Source organism: Paenibacillus roseus, assembly GCF_016424485.1.
Lineage (GTDB): Bacteria > Bacillota > Bacilli > Paenibacillales > Paenibacillaceae > Paenibacillus_D > Paenibacillus_D roseus.
In genome coordinates, this window is sequence record NZ_JAELUP010000005.1 from 169,490 (window position 1) to 192,974 (window position 23,485).

The following is a 23,485-nucleotide window of genomic DNA, read 5'->3' on the forward strand; positions in this document are numbered from 1 at the left end:
TTATTTACCTATAGACCTAAGCAATGCTCTCTAACAAGCATCCTTCGAACCAAACAGTACTCTCACTGTCCGCAAAATAATCCAAAGATCAAAAAAGATACTTCTTTTTTGAATATACTTCAAATCCAACTCAATCATTTCTTCAAAGCTGAGACTGCTTCGTCCGCTAACCTGCCACAGACCGGTACATCCAGGAGTCACCAGCAAACGCTGCTTATGGTAGCTGGAATACTCCGCAACTTCTTTCGGCAGTGCCGGGCGCGGACCGACCAGGCTCATTTCACCTTTGAGTACATTAACAAGTTGGGGGAGTTCGTCAATGCTTGTTTTCCGGATGAATCGACCGATTCGTGTTACACGGGGATCGTTCTTCATCTTGAACATCGCGCCTTCAATTTCATTCTGGTCTTTCAATCTATCCAGCAGTTGCTCCGCATCACGGACCATAGAGCGGAATTTATACATTTTAAACTCACGGCCATTAATGCCGACCCGAATTTGGTGGAACAACACTGCGCCTTTATAATCGTCAAGCTTAATCAAGATACTTATGACAAGCAGTACCGGAGACAGCACGATAAGCCCTACAGCAGCTCCTGCAATATCAAGCGTTCGCTTGACGAAGCGATAGAACGAGTACTTCTTCTCTTTTTCTACCGGAGCATAATAGGTTCGAGATTCCAGGGCGATTTGTCCCTCATCCCTTCCAGCGCTTACACTCATCCTCTCTCACCCCGGCTGACAAGCAGGTTGTTGAGCTTCTCCTTTCCAACCATTTCCTCAATGGCATTGAGCAGTGGAATGCGCAGCTCTTCATTTTTCAAAGCAAAACCAAGACTCGTCAATATAAACCCCAACTTCTCTCCAACATCATAACGAACGCCCTCGAACTCATAAGCATAAACACCCTGAATGGTATTCAGCTTTTGAATGGCATCGGTGAGTTGAACCTCTCCGCCTGCGCCAATCTCTTGCTCTTCCAGGAAATGAAAGATTTCAGGCGTCAACACATACCGTCCCATGATAGCCAGATTGGAAGGCGCCTTGCCTTGTGGCGGTTTTTCTACAAAACGATTGACCTCATATAGCCGATCCAAATGACTTGTCGGATCTACAATTCCATAACGATGGGTTTCATTGGCAGGTACAGTCTGCACACCGATAACAGACTTGCCTGTATGTTCATATTGCTCGGCTAACTGCCTGATGCATGGTATGTCGCCCTGTACAATATCGTCCCCGAGCAAGACCGCGAACGGCTCATTGCCGATGAAATTGCGTGCGCACCATACGGCATGCCCGAGTCCTTTGGCTTCCTTCTGGCGTATGTAATGAATATCTACGTTAGAGGATCTCCGAACCTCATCCAGCAGATCAAATTTCCCTTTGCTAAACAGGTTGTGCTCCAGTTCAAACGCATGGTCAAAATGGTCCTCGATAGCCCGTTTCCCTTTACCGGTTACAATAATGATATCCTCGATACCAGAGGCAATTGCTTCCTCGACAATGTACTGGATAGTCGGTTTGTCTACGATCGGCAGCATTTCCTTGGGCATCGCCTTCGTTGCGGGGAGAAAACGAGTTCCTAAACCAGCAGCAGGTATGATTGCTTTTCTGACCTTTTTCATTTTTCCATCACCCTATCCTTGATCTTTTTTTGTGTAAAAACATAAATAACACCTCTTAAATCAGGGGTGCACAAATGATTCTTCTTTCTGCTTCAACGCAGGAAAGCTCCATCGCCATCACCGCCATGCCTAAAAGGTGTTATTTATACTTTTCATGTGTAACGGTTTTGCCATCCTTTAATAGGCAAAAGCTTCGTTTCACTCAGGGCATTTAACCCAACCTCACATCACACCCTCGACAATTCATGTCTAAGGCCCAGTCGGGCCCACAGCGTGACCGAGTGCCTACAATGATAAAGGTTTAGTAGGCATTACCTGATCCTTCATTCCGGATCTTTACTTCTTGGCATAGTAATCATGGTAAATTTTGCCGCTGCTTCCCGCCACATTGTTCAGCACAGTGCCAAGTATTGGCGCATTCACATGCTGTAAGCTTGCTTTCGTCTTTTTTACGAGATCTTTCTTGACCTTGCCCGCCTGGACAACCAACACGACTCCGTCGCACAGGGCACTCAGAATGAGGCTGTCCGTAACTGCCATGATTGGCGGCGTGTCAAACAAAATCATGTCAAAGTATTCACGCATCTCCGCTACTAATACCTTCAGCTTCTGGGAGCCAAGCATCTCGGAAGGGTTAGGCGGAATCGGACCTGCAGAAATAATCGATAAATTATCTACCGTAGTATCGGAAATAACATCTTGAACATTGAATTGATTGGAGAGAATACTGGATAACCCGACACGGTTCGTCAAGGAGAACACATGATGAATGGAGGGCTTCCTCATATCGGCATCAATCAGCAAAACCCGCTTGCCTTCTTGAGCATAAGCAATCGCCAGATTGGTAATTGTTGTCGTCTTGCCCTCATCCATTTGCGTCGAGACCACCATTACAACTTGAATGGGAGTGTCTATCGCGGAATATTGAATATTGGTTCGCAACGTTCGATACGCTTCTGAGATCGGAGATTTGGGATTGGTCAGTGTAACCAGGTTGGTGTCATTGATTGAGCGTCGCATAGTTGCCTTCACCTGCTTCCTGTTTGTAAGAGCTCGCGGTTTTGCGGTTTGTGCGCATATCTTCCTTTTGGATTCTCGTAATTGAAGCGAGCACCGGCAGGCCTAAGTACCTCTCCAGCTCTTCTTCGGACTTGATACTGTCATCCAGATAATCGAGCAGGAAGGCAAGCCCGATGCCAAGCAGCAGGGCAACGATCACGCTGATCAGAATGTTCATTATCGGGCTTGAATTTATCGGCGCCGCATTGTCGGCAGGATTCGCTTCATTCAACAGCGTAACATTGTCAACCTTCATGATGGTCGGAATTTGTTCTTTAAAAACTTTCGCGATTGCATTGACGATGTTGGCGGCATGCTCATAAGAATAGCTCTGAAATGCAATGCTCATGACCTGGGAATTGCTCGCTGCATTCACTGAAATTCCTCTGGCCAACTGATTCGCACCCATTCTCAACTCCGGATATTGCTCTACAACTTTAGAAGTAATGGCGGTAGATCGAATAATTTCTTTATAAGAGTTAATCAGCATAATATTTGTCTGTACAGAACTATAGTTGACGGTGGGCGTGCCCTCGATTTGGGTTGCTTGATTGACGATCAGCTTAGCGCTGGCCAGATAAATCGGCGTCGTCAGCAGATAGCTTTTGACGGCTGCTCCACCACAAGCCACAACGACAATAGCCAGTATTAGCCAAAGCTTCTTCTTGATAATGTTCATGTACTGTATGAGCTCCACTTCTATACCTCCGTCTGTTCTCTGAATATCAAAAATCTATTAATCCTAGTGAAATAATATTCATTTCATCATGCTTAAAAGAACAATTAAAAAAGCAATATTGAAATTACCAGTTACCCGTCATGCAAACGGAGCGAACTACAGGGTCCGACGATTCTCCAAAGGATAGTGAGTTGCATTCATTTGCCGATACATCCTGTGAATTTTGTGCTGCTGGGGACTCTGCCGAATAAGAATGTGATTAAGGGAGTAGATCAGGGAGCGCTTCGAGGCAAGCGGCATTATAAATACAATTCCGTATTCGGTCAAATAATCCATAGGCCTTCTCCAGATGATTTGTCCGTACAACTGATGTACGATATTGCCAATCTCCAGTTGAACATTTACCACGTATTGCTGGGTCACTGGGAAATCCAAAATGGTTATAAACGTCATATCATGAATGCCAATTTGACTCACCACTATCTTGCAAAGTTTACTTTGCATGGACTGTCCCTTCACTTGACTAATTCCCAGCAAGGCGATTAACCCATGAGTCAAATGAAGTCGAACAGGATGTCGATTTTTGCTATTTGGTGGTTTCACATTCAGCATTATTCACATCCAATCCAAATCAATATTTCAAGGTTTAATGGGAATATTTCATCCAGAAAACGGGCATCTTTATACTAAAGTTTGATACGAATTGTATCTTTTATAAGTCTTACTTTACGATACAGTACGTAACATGTCAATACCTTTTTCACAAGTTTTCATAAAATTTGCGACGATTTGTCTCAATAAATGCATTTCCTCTTCATACGTATTAATATACAATTATATAGTGTTAGGGGGATAATAATGGACACTGGAGGACGTATTGCGAAACTCAGAGATGAGCGTGGCTGGACACAAGAGCAGACCTCGGCAATGCTTGGCATTTCACGCGCCGCTTTATCTCATTACGAAAAAAACCGGCGAGAGCCGGATACAGAGACGTTATTGAAGTTTGCCGATCTATTTCAGGTATCTGTAGATTATCTGGTTGGTCGTACCAAACTTCCTCATCAAATTCTTGATGATCATATACGTGATTTTGTGGACCAATTGGAGCTTTCCGACGACGAAATTCTAGAGAAATTCTCCTTAACCATTGACGGCCTCAAACTAACTCCAGAAGAAGCAAGACGATTCATTGCTTTTGTCCGGGCGGAGCGTATGATGAAATAACATTTTGATTTTGGCTTTAAATTAGGATAGCCTAGTCTGGTAGACCCCCTTAATCGCAGGGGGTCTTTGTTTTGCTTCGCCTAGGTGACAAGACTTCAGGCCATTGCGTATTTTCCAAACCCATTTGCTCCATAATGGATCGGATGTCCAAGATCACAGAAGTAGGGTAATCATTCTCTTCTTCTTTCTTCTTGTCAACCATGAGCCATCTCCAACTCCCCGCCCACATTAATATCTCTTCTTTCTCATACAAGGTGCTTTACTTTATTAAAGCTTATTATAGCGAAAAACGTTTGCAAGAGTGTGTCGGAAAGTAGTGTCGAACATCGTTTTTTTAGGCGGAATTCTGTCGGGGAAATTCATAAAAATGTGATGAAATATAGGAAATCGCGTCGAATTATTCTCAACATCTCTCATTTGTTTCAAAAATAGTCGTTAGATCAGGGATTTTGTGAGACTAAAACAGAAACCTTACGTTCATTTCGGTCACTTATATCGTTCTGATCGGTCAAGAACAGCTTTATGTTTAAGGGAACGTCGAATAGCCCTTCAATTTGAAGGGCTATCGGACAAGGAGCAGCTTAAACCGGCAGTGCAGCGCCAGAATTACAGACAATGCTGCATCATGACTCACTGTTTGCCTAAGGTGTTTCTACTATTATAATAGACGCTCTGAATGAATGCTTTTAGGCTTTAGTTGCCGCCGACACGAGCAAGATCTCGCATGTTGGCTTCAAAAGCCGCCAGCAAGGCTTCTTCGCCTTGTAGGCCCGAATCATGCATCTTCTGGATTTGTGCCATCATTCGCTTGTAATCCTTAGGAATGACTCGTACGAAATCGTTTAATGATGCTCTCCAGTCTGCCAGCACCTTCTCACCTACCGCACTTCCGGTATTGGCTGTATGGCGTTCAATATAGCCTTTGAGCTGCGCAATCTCCGCTTCATCATCAAGGCGCTCCAGCGCAACCATCTCCAGATTGCATTTCGGATAGAACTCGCCGGATGGATCATAGACGTAAGCAATACCGCCGGACATTCCCGCAGCAAAATTGCGACCCGTCTTGCCGAGTACAACAACGCGACCCCCGGTCATATACTCACAGCCATGATCGCCGACACCTTCAACGACTACTGTCGCACCCGAGTTGCGCACGGCAAAGCGTTCTCCGGCGATACCGCGAATATAGGCCTCGCCGCCGGTAGCGCCGTACAGCGCCGTATTTCCGATAATAACATTGTCTTCAGCGGCAAATGTTGCTCTTGGCGATGGCGCTACAATAATTTTACCACCGGACAATCCTTTGCCGACATAGTCATTGGAGTCGCCCTCAAGCGAAAGCGTAATTCCTTTAGGCAGGAATGCGCCAAAACTTTGTCCCGCCGAGCCTACGAAATGATAAGAGATCGTATCCTCCGGCAAGCCCTTCGCTCCGTAGCGGCGCGTGACTTCACTGCCCAGAATGGTACCCACAACACGGTTTGTATTGCCGATTGGCCATGAACCGCGCACAGACTCCGCATGATTCAGAGCAGCAGCCGCATGCGGCACAAGCTCTTGCATATCCAGAGACAGCTCCAGACCATGATTCTGCTCCTGGATACAACGGCGGGAAGCATCCTCAGCCACCTCTGGCTGATGGAGCAACGGCGAGAGGTCGATGCCTTTCGCTTTATAATGATGAATCAGTTCCTTGGTCTCCAGCTTGTCGGAACGACCTACCATCTCATCAAGCGTGCGGAAGCCAAGCTCAGCCATAACCTCACGCAGTTCCTGTGCAACGAACAGCATATAGTTGACGACATGGGATGGATCACCCATAAACTTCTTGCGAAGCTCCGGATTCTGAGTCGCTACCCCAACCGGGCAAGTATCCAATTGACAGACTCTCATCATAACGCAGCCTAATACAACAAGCGGAGCCGTGGAGAAGCCGAATTCCTCGGCGCCAAGCAATGCAGCAATCGCCAGATCGCGTCCATTCATCATCTTGCCGTCACATTCCACAACGACACGATCGCGCAAATTGTTCAGCATCAGCGTCTGATGCGTCTCTGCCAGGCCCAACTCCCAAGGCAGACCTGCGTGTCGCATCGAAGCCATTGGAGAGGCGCCTGTCCCCCCGTCATAGCCGGAGATCAGGATCACATCTGCACGGCCTTTAGCAACGCCGGCAGCGATCGTTCCAACACCAACCTCGGACACGAGCTTGACGTTAATGCGGGCACGAGGGTTGGCATTCTTCAAGTCATGAATCAGTTCCGCTAAGTCTTCAATTGAGTAAATATCATGATGCGGCGGCGGGGAAATCAAGCCAACACCTGGAGTAGAGCCGCGTACCTCAGCAACCCAAGGATATACCTTGAGACCCGGAAGCTGTCCACCCTCGCCCGGCTTCGCGCCTTGCGCCATCTTGATTTGAATCTCCTCGGCATTGACCAGATAGTTGCTCGTTACACCGAAGCGTCCCGATGCCACCTGCTTGATAGCACTGCGTCTGGAATCGCCGTTGCTGTCCGGGATATTGCGAGCCGGGTCCTCCCCGCCTTCGCCAGTATTGGATTTGCCGCCAATACGGTTCATCGCAATCGCCAGACTTTCATGCGCTTCCTTGCTGATCGAGCCGTAAGACATCGCACCGGTTTTGAACCGTTTGACGATTGACTCTACACTTTCCACTTCCTCCAGCGGAACGGACCCGCCATCATGACGGAAGGAAAGAAGCGAGCGCAGCGTCAGGAACTTCTTGTCCTCGCCTTGTACGAGGGCGGAGAACTTTTTGTACAGATTATAGTCATTTGCACGGCAAGCCATCTGCAGCGTATGGATGGTCTGCGGGCTGAACAAGTGATCTTCGCCATCCTTGCGCCATTGGTACTCGCCGCCGGAGTCGAGCTCTTTCTCTGTCCCTTCCTTGCTGTCAAAAGCATGGCGATGTGCTTTGAGCGTATCTGCCGCAATGACATCAAGTCCAACGCCCCCAATACGCGATGGCGTCCAAGTGAAATATTCTTCAATCAGCTCTTCTTTCAAGCCGACAGCTTCAAAAATTTGCGCGCCGCGATAAGACTGAATCGTCGAAATCCCCATCTTGGACAAGATTTTGACAATCCCTTTGGTCGCAGCCTTGATATAATTTTTGACCGCCTTCTCATGGGTAACGCCTGTGAGCATTCCCTGACGGATCATATCATCCAGCGTCTCGAAAGCCAGATAAGGGTTCACTGCGCTTACGCCGTAGCCAAGCAGCAATGCATAATGGTGTACTTCGCGAGGTTCGCCGGACTCCAGCAGAATACTGACCTGCGTACGCGTTCCCTGCCGAATGAGATGATGGTGCAGGGAAGATACGGCAAGCAGAGCCGGAATCGCTGCATTTTCCTTATCCACTCCACGATCGGAAAGAATAATAATATTGTGACCCTTGGCAATAATACGGTCCGCAGCTTGGCACATCTCGGCAATCGCATCACGCAAGCCTTCTTCCCCTTTGTCTGCCAGGAAGAAGATCGGCAGGGTGATCGATTTGAAGCCTGGACGACGGACATGACGCAGCTTCGCGAAATCTTCATTAGATAACACCGGTGTAGCCAGTCGGATATGGCGGCAACTCTCCGGCTCCGGATTGAGCAAGTTGCGCTCCGGCCCGATTGTCGTTCCGGTCGACGTAATAATTTCTTCACGGATTGCGTCGATCGGCGGATTCGTAACCTGAGCGAACAATTGCTTGAAGTAATTGTACAACCGCTGTGGCTTTTCAGACAGGACAGCAAGCGGCGCATCGTACCCCATCGAGCCTATTGGCTCTACCCCGCTGCCGGCCATCGGCTCCAGCACTTTGCGCAAATCTTCAAATGTATAACCGAACGCATGCTGGCGGGTCTGCACTGTCGCATGATCCGGCTCCGGCAATTCCGGCGCATCCGGCAGCTCATCAAGCCCGATGAGGTGCTCATCAAGCCACTCACGGTACGGATTGCCCGAAGCAATCTCGGACTTCACTTCCTCGTCGGAAATAATACGGCCTTCCTTCGTATCCACGAGCAGAATGCGTCCTGGACGCAGACGGTCCTTGTACAGCACATTTTCCGGCTCGACGTATACGGTACCCGCTTCGGAGCCAAGAATGATAACGTCATCCTTCGTGACATAATAACGGGCTGGACGCAAACCATTGCGGTCAAGCAGAGCGCCGATTTGCGTACCGTCGGTGAACGCCATCGCTGCCGGGCCATCCCACGGCTCCATCAGCGTGCTGTGGTATTCGTAGAATGCTTTTTTATTCTCGTCCATGCTTTCATGGTTGGACCATGGTTCTGGAACCATCATCATCGCTACATGTGTGAGCGGGCGCCCGGACAGATACAAAAATTCCAATGTATTGTCGAACATCGCCGTATCCGATCCGTCCGGATTGATAACCGGCTTGATTTTAGCCATATCTTCACCGAAAAGCTCGGTTGCAAACAGTGTCTGACGAGCATGCATCCAATTGACATTGCCGCGCAGGGTGTTAATTTCTCCGTTATGAATCATATAACGGTACGGATGGGCACGCTCCCAGCTCGGGAAGGTGTTCGTACTGAAGCGGGAGTGAACAAGCGCAATTGCCGTTTCAACCGACTCGTCATTCAGCTCGACATAGAATGAACGAACCTGCTCCGTTGTAAGCATTCCCTTATATACGATCTTCTTGCTGGAGAAGCTAGGGAAATAGAACATGTCCCCGCCTTCAAGTCCCGCATAACGGATTGACAGTTCCGCACGTTTGCGAACCACATACAGCTTGCGCTCGAACGCCAGCTCGCCTTCAATGTCCGCCGATCTCTGGACAAATACTTGTCTGACGAACGGCTTGGCAGCCTTGGCCGAATCGCCAAGCTTTCCGTCGTAAGTAGGGACCGTCCGCCATCCGATCAGGGTTTGGCCCTCCTCACGGATAATCCCCTCCAGAATTCGCTCATGCTCGGCACGGAGTTGCTCATCCTGGGGAAGGAACACCATGCCGACCGCATAGTTCCCTTCCTCCGGAAGCTCCATTCCCAGCTTTCTCAGCTCATTCGCAAAGAAAGTATGCGGGATTTGCAGCAAGATACCTGCTCCGTCGCCAGTGTTCGGCTCACTGCCCTGACCGCCGCGATGCTCCATATTCTCCAGCACAGTAAGCGCCTGGAGAACGATACTGTGTGATTTCCGTCCTTTTATATTGGCTACAAAGCCCATGCCGCAAGCATCTTTCTCAAATTGCGGATCATAGAGGCCCTGCTTCGGCGGCAAACCGATACGTTTTTCTGTCATCTTGTTGCAACCTTTCTATTAGAAGATTTTGTTGCATAGGAAATTTTGCAGCCGGTTGGAACGCCGTCACAGGCATTGAGCACCGTAATTGAACATTCCGCATTATTTTCCGCTTCAAATCCGACCGCGTTTGTCATAAAATGGTGCAAGGGGGTCCTAGCGTCACCAGCAACAACAAATGACGCTCTCCCGTGCAGTTGTCCTCTGCCGCTTGCTATCAACTATAATGAAGTCAACAGCTGGGAAGCGCATCTTATTAAGTGTGTTATTTATTTTAACATCCCCCCATAGTGATAGCAATTTAATATTTTTATGAACAGGTAAGGAATCTTTTATCGAGACTACTTTGTCCTCATACCTGCCATATAAAAGAACGAAAAGCTTACCTAGTAAGAGAATTATTCGTTTTTTAAGACAAGTTTCTAGATTTTATTCCAATATATCAGAAGGATGTGTCTAAAATGTATAGCAAGTTCAGGAAAAAAGCTCCCAAAGCTGCGGCTGTCATGCTGTCAACCGCACTCATCACCGGCAGTCTAGGACTGTCTCTCCTTGCTGTCCCGGTCCAGGCAAACACTAGTGGCGGATATGCGGTGTCAGCGGCTGCCGCTGTGCCAACTGCCAAAGTCCATTCCACTTATCGAATTGTGGCAATTGGCGACTCGTTAACTGCAGGCTACGAGCCTGGGATGAACCTGACATCCGTTCCTTACGGCTTTGTGGAGCGGGTGTATGAGCAGGCGTTGTTCAGAAGCCGTGCTGCCTACAGCAATTATGGCATTCTCGGTTTGAAGCTGGACGGACTGCAACGTTGGCTGAAGGCGACAGAAAGTGGACAGACGATTACAGCAGATGGCATTCAGCCTTCCCTGCCAGATCCTCGGGCGGAGCAAATTGCCTCACAAACATCCAAGCTGCAACAGGAGCTCAAGCAAGCGGATTTGGTTCTCATCTCTATCGGGGGCAACGACTTCCGCGGACTGCTCGCACAAATCCCATCAGGCAGAAGCGTCTCCGACGAATGGCTCAAGCAAGAGCTGGACCGCTATGAGGCTTCTCTGGAAGCTTCCATACGCTCCATCCTGACGCTTCAGCCCAAGGCGCAGATCGTAATTTCCGACCAGTATTCACCCGTCCCGGATATGCCTGTTGTACTTGCAGTACTTGGGCTTGATAACAAGGAAGGCCTAACCGACAACTACCAATACTTGCTGGATGCGGCAAAGAAACTGAAAGAACGCCTGGAGCACCTTACCGCGCGAATTGCCAAAGAAGGCTATCAGGTCCAAGGCGCCTACTCCTCGGAATCTTTCATTAATAGGGAAAATACTGCGACTTATATAACCAAAGGTGATATCCACCCGACTCAGAAGGGATATGCCTACATGGCCGAAGCGTTCACCAAGACTGTCTGGGGAGAGACGCTTGCTGTTGCCGAGCGTCCAGAGAATGTTGAAATTTCCATTGTCGTTGACGGCAAGGAGCTGATCAATCCGAACAAACCGGTTTTAAAGTCCGGACGGACCTATGTTGCTTTTCGTGACATAGCTGATGCAATGAAAGCAACGACTCAGTGGGATAACAAGACAAGTACTGTCACAATTACTTACGGCGAGAATGTAGTGGCGATCAAAATCGGAGAATCTGCCATGACGGTCAACGGAAAAAAAGTAGCGATTGATTCCCCCGCTTTCCTTCATAAGGTAGGCAAAGAGCAAAAAACGTATGTTCCGCTGGCCGTACTGGCTGATGGTCTGGGGTTCCAGGTCGAATACCGGGCCCCGTTGAAAACGGCATTCATTAATAAGTAAAACGGCTATTTCCTGGGCGCATAGTCTTTCCGCAATTCCGCGAGCTGTTTCAGACCTTGTTCCGCCCAGCGGCGGAGCCGGTCAAGCTTGTGCCATTCCGCCTCAAGAGCGGCTTCCAGCGAACTCGCGTAGTCCGGCAGCTCTCCGTGGAAAGGCTGAAGATCGCGTGTAAGCGCCCAGGCTTTCTCGGTATAGCTTAAGGCTCTGCGCTCATGGAAAATCGCCACGTCAGGGTCCTGCGGATGATGAAGATCGCCCTGCTCCGGGTGTTTGAGGACAGCCAAAACTTTAACAAGCGAGCGCTGTCCGCTCATCTCGACCAGTTCGCCTGCATAAATTCCCGACTTATAAGCCAGTTTCACCCTATCGCCTGTATGAAATATCTGGTTCTGCAGCTCAGACAACTGAACACCTCCTGATCAATCGTATCCTTGTAATTTATAATTTTAACATATTTTAAGGTTTGCAGCACATTCAAAACCTAATCTGATCTTGTCTAAGCGGTTACGAAGTCGTAATATGGTATTAGGAAAAGTAGGTGAGAAGATGCGTAAGAAAAGAGTGCTTCTGCTTTCTGAAGGGTTCGGTTCTGGACATACCCAAGCCGCTTATGCGCTGGCCTCAGGCTTGAGAGAACTCAGTCCGGCTATAAAGACACGCGTAATTGAATTGGGCAAATTCCTTAATCCGGTTGTCGGTCCCTGGATAACGTCTGCATACCGCAAGACGGTCAGCAAGCAGCCCAAGCTGGTCGGCATGATGTACCGCACCCAGTATAACAAGTCGCTCAACCGGTTTACCCAGCTTGCGCTTCACCGGATCTTTTATACACAGACTTCCCAAGTTATCTCTCAGCTTAAGCCTGATCTGATCGTGTGCACCCACCCTCTGCCCAACGCTGTCGTTTCCAGGCTGAAGCGGCTTGGCTTGGATGTCCCTTTATATACGCTTATAACGGATTATGATGCCCATGGAACCTGGACCAGCCCTGAAGTAAACAAGTACCTGGTATCCACAGCTTTGGTCAAGAAAAAGCTGATGTCGCATGGCGTTCCGAATAGCCGAATTGAAGTAACCGGCATCCCTGTGCATCCGAACTTCTGGACGACTTATGATAAAACCGAGCTGCAGAGCCAATTCGAACTGTCCCCCCTCCCTACCGTACTCATTATGGGCGGCGGCTGGGGGCTTTTGAGCCGCAACTCGCTGTTTGAGTATATGACCAGATGGCGTGACAGCATTCAGATGATCTTCTGCGTAGGAACCAATGTGAAGGCGCGGGAGTCCATGCTGTCCAATGAAAAGTTCTGTCATCCCAATATCAAAGTATTGGGCTTTACGAAAGAGATCAGCAAGTTGATGGATGTCTCCGACCTGCTGATTACGAAGCCAGGCGGCATGACCTGTACGGAAGGGATGAGCAAGGGCATTCCCATGCTGTTTTATGAGCCGATCCCCGGCCAGGAGGATGAGAACTGCGAGTACTTCATACAGAACGGGTTCGGAGAAATGTTTCAGAAAGATACGGTGGAACACTGGTTTTCCTTGCTGCAGGAACCTTATGCAGCTGGGCAGACCCGCCGAGACCTGCTTACAAAACGCAATCAATATTACGATCCGATGCAATGCCCGCGGGCGGTACTTGAGATGATGCCCTGATAGCGGACGTCTAAAGTTGATTGGCATCGTGTTCGTTCAACGTATCGGGAGCCTTCCTTCAGTGGCTCCTTTTTTGTTGTGTTTTATTTTCCCCAAGCTAGTCTCCTCCATTTCCCAGGACGATCTAAAGCTCTAATGACTATTCCTAAAAATTTACTTATCGTTTCCATCTTTTTGAGGTATAATTTTCCACAAGAGAAAATTTTAAATAAAAATGATTCTTTCACAGTAAAATTAGCTGTAATATTCCATTATCCTTAAAACTCATCGACAGGGAGGAAAACGGTTATGTTTATTGAACTGGCTTTAGACATGTCTTCAGAAGAGAGAATTATGTTTATGGTGCTGGGAGTTATGAATTTCGGCCTGCTGATTCACTTGAACCACCTTGAAGTCAAAAGAAGAGCAAAACGCGGGGATAAACAAAACCTCGGCATGAAACAATTGCCTGTCAAGAGCAAATTCATGTTTAAAAGCCCCAGAAAGTAATTCTGGAGCTTGAATTTTGAGCAAAATGGTTTACGACACACTTCCCCCAAAAAGGAAGCGATACTCCCAGTGCTTGCCCTGGATGGAATCTATGCGAACACCGCCGGAGGCTTTTGAATAGGTATGCAGCACTTGCCCGTTGCCGAGGTAAATTCCGACATGGGTGATTTTTGCCTTGGATTTGTTAACGCCATTATACGACGCTTTAGACGTGCCTTTGTAATCCATGAAGAACATCAAATCCCCACGTTTTAAGTTGCTCCATGATTTAGAAGTCTTCCCGATCTTCTTCACATAGTCCCCTTGTTGCCGGGAATCGGCAGGAAGCTGAAGATCCATTCCATCAAGAAATGCCCTTCTGACAAAGGACGAGCAATCAAATTCTTTTGTAGAGTTGCGATCTGCTCCGAATTTATAAGATGCGCCCAAATATTTCATTCCTGCTGAAATGGCCTGCTCATAAGAGCGAACCGGAGCTTTCTTCGCCTGCTCCGATTGTTTCGGCTGCTGTGGGCTACTGCCTCCACTAGCAGGCGGCTCCGAGACTAAACTTATGTATTTTGCATTGGAGGATACATAGCCGGTCTCTCCTTGACGGTCTTTAACTTTATACCAATAAGCATTGACCTGCTCCAGTACCTGAACTTGCTCGCCTGATTTCAAATAGTACTTAACCTGAGAGGTGGTGTTCGGTGAGGTGCGGAAACTGACGGAGGACTGAATTTGTGCTTGTCCCACCGCAGCATTGGCTGTCAAGGGGATCGTAGCCGATGCAATCGCCACTGCTATTGCAACGCTCCATATCTTTTTCATGATGCTCGCCTCCAATATTAAATTGTAGACCTCTTAATAAATCTGCGTCTGCCAGCGGAATTGGCTTCCACTGGGCTGTTATCTTGTGGTCATAGGGGTAGTAGTGCGATTATCCAACGGCCCTCCAATCCTCTAAAAGCTGTATTTCACCTCTCATTCTATTAGCCCAAACATCGGCAGACATCCGGCATAAGTCTCATTTACATTCCTTCCATAATTAACACTGGTTAATATTTCTTCCTTTTCCTCTCAAACTTAAGGACTGCGATTTCCTCTTAAAACACGCTTCAACCCTTGCTGCAGCTGGATTAGCGTCTATCTCCTGCCCTCGCGTAATCATTCAGAAATGAAAATAAAATTAGTTCCAAAGCATGATTTACCAACCTTATCATCTAGGACCAGGAATAAATTGGAATCGACTGATCTGTATCCAAAGTTCGATACACCTTCCCATTCAATCTCTGTAAGCAAATAAAAAAGCCTGCGCAACCGCTACTCACGGCTTCACAGACTGTCATGATAAGAATTTTATTTTTTTGCGGCTCAAGACCAAAATTAGTGGTTGACCTCTATGTGGAGGGGACTCTGCGTGGCAGAGGATTTTTCCGATCGCTGTTAAAGCCCGATTCCTTTATTTCATGGAGGTTTGCAGGGGAATCAGGCTTTAAAGGCGACCACTTTCGTTTCTCCAGAATTCCTCTGCCCCTTCGCTGCTATCTCCTCTATGTCAACCACTAATTTTTAGATTGAGTCTTTTTTGAAGCGGCAAAATTCGAGCCTTATTCTTCTACGTCGCTTTCACGCTTTTATGGTTTTCCATATAAGGCTCGACATGTACGTGAACACTCCTAATATTATGTTTCTTCTCCATCTTCCGCTCAATTTCATCACAAATTCGATGGCTTTCAATAAGTGTCATTTGGGGATCAACCTGTACGATAACATCCACCAGTACATTGCTCCCATGAATACGCGCTTTGATATCTGATATTGTCTGGACGCCTTGAACACGCTCAATCGAGTTGCGCAAAGAGAGCAGCTTCCCAGCATCAAATCCATCCGTCAGAGCGTGGGTGGAACTGTAAAAAATCCCCCAGGCTGTCTTGCAAATAATAATTCCCACAACGACCGCTGCGGCGGCATCCAGCCACGAGAGTCCCATTCGCGCACCCAGAATGCCTACAGCCGCCCCCGTACTGACCAGCGCATCAGACAAATTATCCTTTGCCGCAGCCATCAGGGCATGATTGTCAATTCTCCTGGCCAGCCGGTCGTTATATCGATAAACAACATACATGCAAATTGCAGCCGCAACGGCAACCCAGAACGCAACCATGCCAGGGGTTTCCTCCGTCCCCTCAAACAAGGAGCGGACTGCGCTGATGAGCACCTGGAGACCGACGGTCGCCATAATGAACGAGGCAATAAGCGCAGCGATTGTCTCTGCCCGAAAGTGTCCGTAAGGGTGGTCTTTGTCCGGAGGCTTTTGCGAAATGCGCAGCCCGATCAGCACCGCCAAAGAAGCCACAATATCCGTCAAGTTATTAAAACCGTCTGCCAGCAAGGCACTGGACAGAAACAAATAGCCGATAATTAGTTTTAATGCAGACAAGACGAGATAAGACCCGATGCTTACCCAGGCCCCTCTTTCACCCTGCTTGATTTTTTCATACTCATCCAACTTCCCAGCACCTCCGAAGTCCTCTTCCTTTCAATATCGGTATCATACCCGATGGAACCCTAGTGGGTCTAGAGAAACAGTGTTGACCGCGGGTTGACTTTGTAGCATCCAAGCAACTTGTTCGGCCTGCTGCAAAAAAACTGAGATTCCGCTTTTCTTTCGGAATTATCATCCCCGTATCTTTCCAAGATTATGAAAAATAGACAGCAAAAAAGCAGCGTCCTCTTATTCACTCGCATCGATAGACGATCCAATGAATCAAAACGCTGCTTTGAGCGGCAATCATCTTGCCGGGTTTCGCAACTCCTGTGCAGACAAGCAAAATGAAGGATTCTCAACATGATCTTCAATCCCTGCTCTAGACTGACGACAGTTCCTCGCCGCACTGAATACAATATTTGGAGTTGATATCATTCTCTGTCTTGCAATGATAGCATATCACCCGAATTTCCCCCGTGGTATCCTCCGACTTGGGCGTCTCTATAAAACGCTTGCCGCAATCCGGGCAAAAGTTCACATCCGCTCCGACTACCTTGCCGCATACACACGTTTTCTCCTCTTTAAGCTTCTTGATTGTCTCCTCGATTTCCTCAATTTCCACACGAAGCTCAGCGAGTTCCTGGCAGTATGCAAGCACCTGCTCTTCGGATTGGGACAAGTCACCGGCCGTATAAGCTTCGAATACAGCTTTGCCGATTCGGGTGCTGATCCGGTCTATTTCTTTCTCCCGTGTGGAAATCTTGCTTCTCAGCTTGGTGGTTTCTACTGTCAGTTGAGCCCGTCTCGCCGCTTCGGATGCACCTTGCTTCACTTTATCAAATAATGACATGATTCACTCTTCTCCTCGTATTATAAAAGATCGCTTTCGTCAAACACTGGCATGTTCAGCCAAATTGCTCTGCTTTTTTTCATACGTTTTAAAACGCAAATAGTTTCTTTTAGATTGGTCTCTGGATTCATCTATTCAACAAATCTGCTAACCTTGGCAAATATGCCAGAAGCCAGCGTGTGCACGCTGGCTTCGATTTGGATAAGACCATTCCGGTAGTCAGTCCATTTAATGTTCTGATTCCTTAATTCTTATCCTTATACTTCAACCGGGTACAACTGCTCGCGCAATGCCTTGATTTCTTTGTTTTCCAAATATTCATCATAGGTCATCAAGCGGTCAATGATACCGTTCGGTGTAATTTCTACAATGCGGTTGGCAATTGTCTGAATGAACTGATGGTCATGGGATGTAAACAGCATAGTGCCGTCAAAGTCAATCAGACCGTTATTGAGCGCAGTGATCGATTCGAGATCAAGGTGGTTTGTCGGCTCGTCAAGCAACAGCACATTGGAGCCGGACAGCATCATTTTGGACAGCATGCAGCGAACCTTCTCACCCCCGGACAACACGCTTGCTTTCTTAAGCGCCTCGTCTCCTGAGAATAGCATCCGTCCAAGGAAGCCGCGAATAAAGGATTCATCCTGATCCTTGGAATACTGGCGCAGCCAATCTACCAGCGTATCTCCTACACCGTCGAAGTAAGCTGAGTTATCTTTAGGGAAGTACGCCTGGGTAGTCGTTACACCCCATTGATACGTTCCTGCATCCGGCTCCAGCTCGCCCATGAGAATTTGCATCAAAACGGTCTTCACATGAGAATTAGGGCCAACAAGCGCAATCTTGTCTCCCTTGTTCACCGTTAGCGTCAAGTTTTCGAATAGCTTCTCGCCGTCTACTGTCTTTGACAACCCTTCAGTCAGCAGCAATTGCTTGCCGGCTTCCCGCTCAGGCTTGAAGTTGATGAACGGGTACTTGCGATTGGAAGGACGGATATCATCCAGCGTAATTTTATCAAGCAACTTTTTACGGGATGTTGCCTGCTTCGCTTTGGATTTATTGGCGCTGAAACGTTGAATAAACGCTTGCAATTCCTTAATCTTGTCTTCCTTCTTCTTATTCTGGTCGCGCATCAGTTGCAGAGCAAGCTGGCTGGACTCATACCAGAAATCGTAGTTACCAACATAAAGCTGGATTTTACCGAAGTCAATATCGGCGATGTGCGTACATACCGTATTCAGGAAGTGACGGTCATGGGATACGACGATAACTGTACCTTCATAGCCTGCCAGAAAGTTCTCCAGCCATTCAATAGATTGGAGGTCCAAGTGGTTGGTAGGCTCGTCAAGCAGCAGGATTTGCGGGTTCCCGAACAGCGCCTGTGCCAGCAATACGCGTACCTTCTGATTGCCGTCCAGTTCATTCATTAATTTATCATGCAATTCGGTCTCGATTCCAAGACCGTTAAGCATGGAGGCTGCCTCAGACTCTGATTCCCAGCCGTTCATCTCCGCGAATTCCGCTTCCAGTTCCCCTGCACGCATTCCGTCCTCATCGCTGAAATCCGGCTTCAGGTAGATCGCGTCCTTTTCTTTCATGACATCATAGAGCTTCTTATAGCCCATAATGACCGTATCCAACACCTTGAACTCATCATATTCGAAATGATTCTGCTTCAATACAGCAAAACGCTCGCCCGGCGTAATGTGTACTTCGCCATTCGTCGGCTCGATTTCGCCGGACAAAATTTTCAAGAAGGTCGACTTCCCTGCGCCATTGGCGCCAATCAGACCATAGCAGTTGCCAGGGGTAAACTTAATATTCACATCTTCGAACAGGGCACGCTTCCCGAAGCGAAGTGTAATACCGCTTGTACTTATCATTGGTTTTAATCCCGTCCTTATTATCAAAATCGTTTCATCTCTTCATTATAACATATAACAGAAAGGAACGGCATGGCGTCTTGGATATCCGAAGCCATTTCTGCCACGCAATGATTTTTAGGTTGATCCCTGGAAGGCTCAAAACCAAAATTAGCGCTTGACCTCTAGGGGGAGGGAAAGCTGCGTGGCAGAGGATTCTTCCGATCGCTGTTAAAGCCCGATTCCTCTATTTAATGGAGGTTTGCAGAGGGAATAGGGCTTTAAATGCGAGCACTACCGTTTCTCCAGAATTCCTCTGCCCCTTCGCTGCTCTCTCCTCTATGTCAAGCACTCATTTTTAGGTTGATCCATTGAAATGTTTATATGGTAACAAAAAAGGCCGATCGAAGAGAATTTCCCCGACCGGCCTGTCTGTGTATCCTGATTGCACTACTTACTTCTTCTCAAGCATGTTCATGATAACCGTAACAGCCTCGGCTCTTGTCGCTGTGCCTTGCGGCGCGAAGCGGTTGCCGCCGCGACCCTGAACGAGCGCCTGATCCTTGACCGCATTCACCGCTCCTTTCGCCCAAGCCGGAATGTCCTTGTCGTCCGCAAAGCCGGTAGCCGCATTGCCGTCAACAGGCAGCTTCAGCGCCTTGGCGATCATGGCTACCATCTCTGCACGGGTAATTCGCTCATCCGGACGGAACGTATGATCATTGTAGCCGTTAATAACGCCTGCCTTCACCGCCTGCGCTACGGCTTCACGCGCCCAAGCGCCTATCTGGCCGCTGTCCGCAAAGTTCAGCTCGCCTCCGGCCCCGTCAGACTTCAGCGCATTCATGAGCAACACCGCGAATTCTGCGCGCGTAACTGTCTGCTCCGGCTTGAATGCGCCATCCGGGTAGCCTTTCGTTATGCCAAGCTTCACTGCTTCGGCAATTTTGCTCGCAGCCCAGTGGCCGGCGGTATCGGAGAATACAACTGTCGGCTGTTCCGGTTCTTCCGGCTGCCCTGTTCCACTCGGCGTCTCAGCCACCGCCAACACTGCAAACTTGCCTAAACGGCTTGTCTCCGCGGTTATGACCGCACCTTCCACCTGTCCGCCCAATTCAATCCATGCTTTCTTCGACTCATCATAGTAGAAGACGGCAGCCTTCTCTTTCTGCTTGAGCGCGGCAGAGTCGAATGTGAATGTTAGCTTGAGCGGTTTTGAAAATTCAGGCTCCACGTTCTTCGTAATTTCAAACACAGCCGACAACAGCTTCTGCGCATCCGTCATGACATTTGCCACAGACGCGCCACTCAACTTCTCAATGGTCAGCTTCACTTCCTGATCAATTGCCCCCGCAGGCACCTCCACGATCAGCTCATCGCCAATACTCAGCTTCTTCCCGGAGCCGGCTTCGATCGTATACTCCGATTTGCCACTAGTAACTGGCGCGCCGCCGCCAGGGTAGAACGGGTGGGCCGTCGTCCTGGCCGATGCTGTAAGACCTGAACTTTCAGAGCCTGCCAAATCCACCGCTTTAACTGTAAAGCTGTAGGCCGTGTCTGCTTTTAACCCCGTTATTTCCGCAGACCGCGCATTACCCGGCACAATCAGCACCGGAGACGCGTTGCCCTCCTGATAGATGCGATAGACCTTCACCTGTCCGCCTGAACTTGCCGCAGGCCATTTCAGGGTCAGCTTCGTCTGACCGACATCTGCAACCTCAAGCTTCGCCCCGAGTTCCCAGCCAACCGCAATCTCATTGTTCATGTCGATGTCCTGCGTACCGAAGGTGGCGAACCAATCTTTCATAACCGCCTTGTCCTTCGTAAAGGCCATAGCCAGCATCAGCATAACCCTCGCATGCTGGGCATTCAGACTGTCCCCGGCCAAAATATTGCTGTTGTTGCCGCCCGGATACATTGTGCCTGAGCCGGTGCGGGTCGTAGTGACGAACATGATATCTTTGTCGCGAATCGCTTCATTGCGGGCAGCGCTCATCTTCGCCGAGAGACCTCCGGCGCCGGTGCCTGCCGTCACGATTCCTTGCGCCCCATCCGCAACCAGTCCGCGAATCGCTCCGCCTCCGGCATCCTGATACACATAAGCAATTTCGACAAGCGGCAATTGTTCCTTCGTAATCTTCCGCAGATCAAACGGGGTCTGCCAGTTCGATTTGCCCGCCTTCATTGCCCTGCCGTTCAGCCGATAAATCCGGATATTCTTTTCATCGATATAACCAAGCGCTCCAACCATTTTCGTCTCGAATGTATCCATCCGGTGAGCATTGCTTTTGGTCACTTCCCGAACCGAATGGATGACATCATTGAGCATCAGCACCGTGCCAAACCATTTGGTCTTGCCGCTGCCTGCCAGCTTGATCGCATTGTACAGATTGGCCGGAGCATCTGTGCCGATAACATCCCACGGACGCATCGCCCCGGTAATAACGACCGGCTTCGGACTTCTTACGGTCAGATCAAGGAAATACCCGATTTCCTCCATCGTGTCGGTACCAGTCGTTACAACAACACCGTCATAAGTCTCCAGCGCCTGATCCACAGCGAGCGATAGGTCGTACAGTTCGCCAAAAGTATAACCGCCGGACCCTTTGTTGCCAAATTGATAGGTCGCGACATCGGCAATTTTGTCCTTGCCCGGCAATTCTCCTACCAACCTCTCGATCTCATAGGTTCCGGCACGGTAATTTTGGAAGCTGGTAGCGTCCGCCGCTTTGCCCGCGAGCGTACCTCCAGTGCCGATGACCAGCACGTTCGGAAGCGGCGACTGCTTGAATTCATCCTTCAGTGGCGGGATGGGAAACACCGGGAGCTGTACCGATGGTTCACCCTCCGCAGCGACAACAGCTGCAGGACCTGCCGCGCCCCATATCATTACGCTCAGTAAAGTCGCGATCAACAAGGAAGCGTATAGCCTTCGGTTCCATTTCGTGTGTATCCATTTCATAGACGGCTTCCTCCCTATTCATTAACGGCCGGCCGGTAACGCCGCCCCTTCCTTGTCTGTCTCCGGGGCATCCTCGGCTGGGCTTCCTTCTGGATTCACTTCTTCGGAAGGGTCTACCTCGCCAGCAGGAGCTTCCGGCAATTCCGCTTCCAGTTCGGCAGGCAGCTTCAGGGAAGACGGCGTAACATCAGATTCAATCCCTCCAACTTCTACATCCTGCGTTCCGAAAGTCGCAAACCAGCCCTTGATAACAGCCTTATCTGTGGAGAATGCCATCGAGAGCATCAGCATAATGCGTGCATGCTGGGCGTTCAGATTATCTCCGGCCAGAACGTTACTGTTGCTGCCGCTCGGATACATTGTGCCCGATCCGGTTCTTGTTGTCGTGACGAACATGACGTCCTTATCCCGGATTGCCTCTGTGCGGGCAGCGCTCATTTTGGCAGAAATTCCGCCTGCGCCTGTACCGGCCGTCACAATACCTTTTGCCCCTTCAGCGACCAATCCGCGGATCGCACCGCCGCCTGCATCCTGATAGTTATAGACAATCTCGACAATCGGCAGCTTGTCCTTCGTGATGGCACTCAATTCAAACGGGGTCGCCCAATCCTCTTTGCCCGCCTTCAATACTCTGGCAGGAGCGCGATAAATGCGGATGTTTTTCTCGTCGATATAGCCTAGTGCCCCTAGCACCGGAGTTTCAAAAGTGTCCATGCGGTGGGCATTAGCCTTTGTGACTTCTCTTGCCGCCTGGATGACATCATTGAGCATCAGCACCGTACCAAACCATTTGGTCTTGCCGCTGCCTGCCAGCTTGATCGCATTGTACAGATTGGCCGGAGCATCTGTGCCGATAACATCCCACGGCCGCATTGCCCCTGTCACAACAACCGGCTTCGGACTTCTCACCGTCAAATCCAGGAAGTAGGCAATCTCCTCCATCGTATCGGTTCCAGTTGTCACGACAACGCCGTCGTAGTCTTCCAGCGCCTGATCCACAGCCAGCGAAAGATCGAACAGTTCGCCGAAGGCATAACCGCCAGACCCCTTATTGCCAAATTGATAGGTCGCCACATCGGCAATCTTTTCTTTGCCCGGAAGTTGAGCGACCAGATCTGCGATTTTGTATGTTCCCGCTCTATAATTTTGGAAACTGGTAGAATCTGCTGCTTGTCCAGCCAGCGTTCCGCCTGTACCGATGACCAACACATTAGGAAGTGCAGACTGTTTCGCCTCTTCAGAGAGCGCCGGAATATCAAAGGCCCTCTGCGGGCTGCCTCCCGGCAACGCCTCTGCGAATGCCATAGCGTACGTCGCTCCCAGCATGGCGATTATCAGCAGAGGGATCAGCATTTTTTTTACCCGTTTGCTCTTCTTCAATGATGTCATGAAAACTAACCTCCCATATATTTTTTTCTAAATACAACGAGTTCATTTTATTATATGTTATATAATATAACAATTAAGTAACAGTATTAAAAAAGCGAT

The 23,485-nt window shown here is 48.9% G+C and carries 17 protein-coding genes; 5 read left to right on the top strand and 12 right to left on the bottom strand.

Translation table 11 applies throughout. From position 1 onward, the window contains the following. Positions 1-30: 30 nt before the first annotated feature. The 4 genes from JFN88_RS02875 to JFN88_RS02890 all read right to left on the bottom strand — a co-directional run bounded on the left by JFN88_RS02875 (position 31) and on the right by JFN88_RS02890 (position 3,384). Positions 31-723 carry a sugar transferase gene (locus JFN88_RS02875; protein ID WP_199017778.1) on the bottom strand — a complete coding sequence of 231 codons (693 nt, stop codon included), beginning with the start codon at positions 721-723 and terminating at the stop codon, positions 31-33. After that, positions 720-1,628, bottom strand: a complete 909-nt coding sequence (gene galU / locus JFN88_RS02880) for a UTP--glucose-1-phosphate uridylyltransferase GalU (RefSeq protein WP_199017779.1) — start codon at positions 1,626-1,628, stop codon at positions 720-722. The genes JFN88_RS02875 and galU overlap by 4 nt, the downstream gene beginning before the upstream one ends. 336 nt (positions 1,629-1,964) lie before the next feature. After that, a complete protein-coding gene (locus JFN88_RS02885) occupies positions 1,965-2,648 on the bottom strand; it encodes a CpsD/CapB family tyrosine-protein kinase (protein ID WP_199017780.1) in 684 nt (227 codons plus the stop codon). Then, the gene (locus tag JFN88_RS02890) at positions 2,629-3,384 is read right to left on the bottom strand and encodes a YveK family protein (RefSeq protein ID WP_199017781.1); all 756 of its coding nucleotides are present in this window, start codon (positions 3,382-3,384) and stop codon (positions 2,629-2,631) included. Before JFN88_RS02890 ends, JFN88_RS02885 begins: the two co-directional genes overlap by 20 nt. A gap of 183 nt (positions 3,385-3,567) precedes the next feature. Between JFN88_RS02890 and JFN88_RS02895 the strand changes: the two genes are divergently transcribed. Then, on the top strand, positions 3,568-3,912 hold the full coding sequence (locus tag JFN88_RS02895) for a hypothetical protein (RefSeq protein WP_199017782.1): 345 nt from the start codon (positions 3,568-3,570) through the stop codon (positions 3,910-3,912). Between the two features lie 312 nt (positions 3,913-4,224). Further along, complete coding sequence (locus JFN88_RS02900; RefSeq protein WP_199017783.1) at positions 4,225-4,593, top strand: helix-turn-helix domain-containing protein; 369 nt, start codon at positions 4,225-4,227, stop codon at positions 4,591-4,593. Positions 4,594-5,286: 693 nt separating this feature from the next. Here the strand turns inward: JFN88_RS02900 and gltB are convergent. After that, positions 5,287-9,891 (bottom strand): glutamate synthase large subunit, encoded by a 4,605-nt coding sequence (gltB, locus tag JFN88_RS02905; protein WP_199017784.1) that lies wholly within the window; start codon positions 9,889-9,891, stop codon positions 5,287-5,289. Between the two features lie 461 nt (positions 9,892-10,352). Here gltB and JFN88_RS02910 point away from each other — a divergent pair, with 461 nt between their 5' ends. Further along, complete coding sequence (locus JFN88_RS02910; protein WP_199017785.1) at positions 10,353-11,702, top strand: SGNH/GDSL hydrolase family protein; 1,350 nt, start codon at positions 10,353-10,355, stop codon at positions 11,700-11,702. A 5-nt stretch (positions 11,703-11,707) separates the two neighbouring features. Here the strand turns inward: JFN88_RS02910 and kapB are convergent, their stop codons facing one another. Then, positions 11,708-12,106 (bottom strand): kinase-associated lipoprotein KapB, encoded by a 399-nt coding sequence (kapB, locus tag JFN88_RS02915; protein ID WP_233167348.1) that lies wholly within the window; start codon positions 12,104-12,106, stop codon positions 11,708-11,710. A 142-nt stretch (positions 12,107-12,248) separates the two neighbouring features. Here kapB and JFN88_RS02920 point away from each other — a divergent pair, with 142 nt between their 5' ends. Both JFN88_RS02920 and JFN88_RS02925 read left to right on the top strand, forming a co-directional pair. Further along, positions 12,249-13,361, top strand: coding sequence for an MGDG synthase family glycosyltransferase (locus JFN88_RS02920; RefSeq protein ID WP_199017786.1), 1,113 nt, complete (start codon positions 12,249-12,251; stop codon positions 13,359-13,361). A 288-nt stretch (positions 13,362-13,649) separates the two neighbouring features. Then, entirely contained in the window at positions 13,650-13,850 is a 201-nt protein-coding gene (locus tag JFN88_RS02925; RefSeq protein ID WP_199017787.1) for a hypothetical protein, read from the top strand. Between the two features lie 30 nt (positions 13,851-13,880). Here JFN88_RS02925 and JFN88_RS02930 read toward each other — a convergent pair whose 3' ends face one another. The 6 genes from JFN88_RS02930 to JFN88_RS02955 form a co-directional block, all read right to left on the bottom strand. Beyond that, complete coding sequence (locus tag JFN88_RS02930; protein WP_199017788.1) at positions 13,881-14,663, bottom strand: C40 family peptidase; 783 nt, start codon at positions 14,661-14,663, stop codon at positions 13,881-13,883. 787 nt (positions 14,664-15,450) lie between these two features. Further along, positions 15,451-16,344: a cation diffusion facilitator family transporter gene (locus tag JFN88_RS02935; RefSeq protein ID WP_199017789.1), complete on the bottom strand. Its 894-nt coding sequence runs from the start codon at positions 16,342-16,344 to the stop codon at positions 15,451-15,453. 358 nt (positions 16,345-16,702) lie between these two features. Next, on the bottom strand, positions 16,703-17,173 hold the full coding sequence (locus JFN88_RS02940) for a zinc ribbon domain-containing protein (protein ID WP_199017790.1): 471 nt from the start codon (positions 17,171-17,173) through the stop codon (positions 16,703-16,705). Positions 17,174-17,430: 257 nt separating this feature from the next. After that, positions 17,431-19,056, bottom strand: a complete 1,626-nt coding sequence (locus JFN88_RS02945) for an ABC-F family ATP-binding cassette domain-containing protein (protein WP_199017791.1) — start codon at positions 19,054-19,056, stop codon at positions 17,431-17,433. Positions 19,057-19,489: 433 nt separating this feature from the next. Next, the gene (locus JFN88_RS02950; protein WP_199017792.1) at positions 19,490-21,997 is read right to left on the bottom strand and encodes an asparaginase domain-containing protein; all 2,508 of its coding nucleotides are present in this window, start codon (positions 21,995-21,997) and stop codon (positions 19,490-19,492) included. Between the two features lie 21 nt (positions 21,998-22,018). After that, positions 22,019-23,386, bottom strand: coding sequence for an asparaginase (locus JFN88_RS02955; RefSeq protein WP_199017793.1), 1,368 nt, complete (start codon positions 23,384-23,386; stop codon positions 22,019-22,021). Positions 23,387-23,485 lie beyond the last annotated feature (99 nt).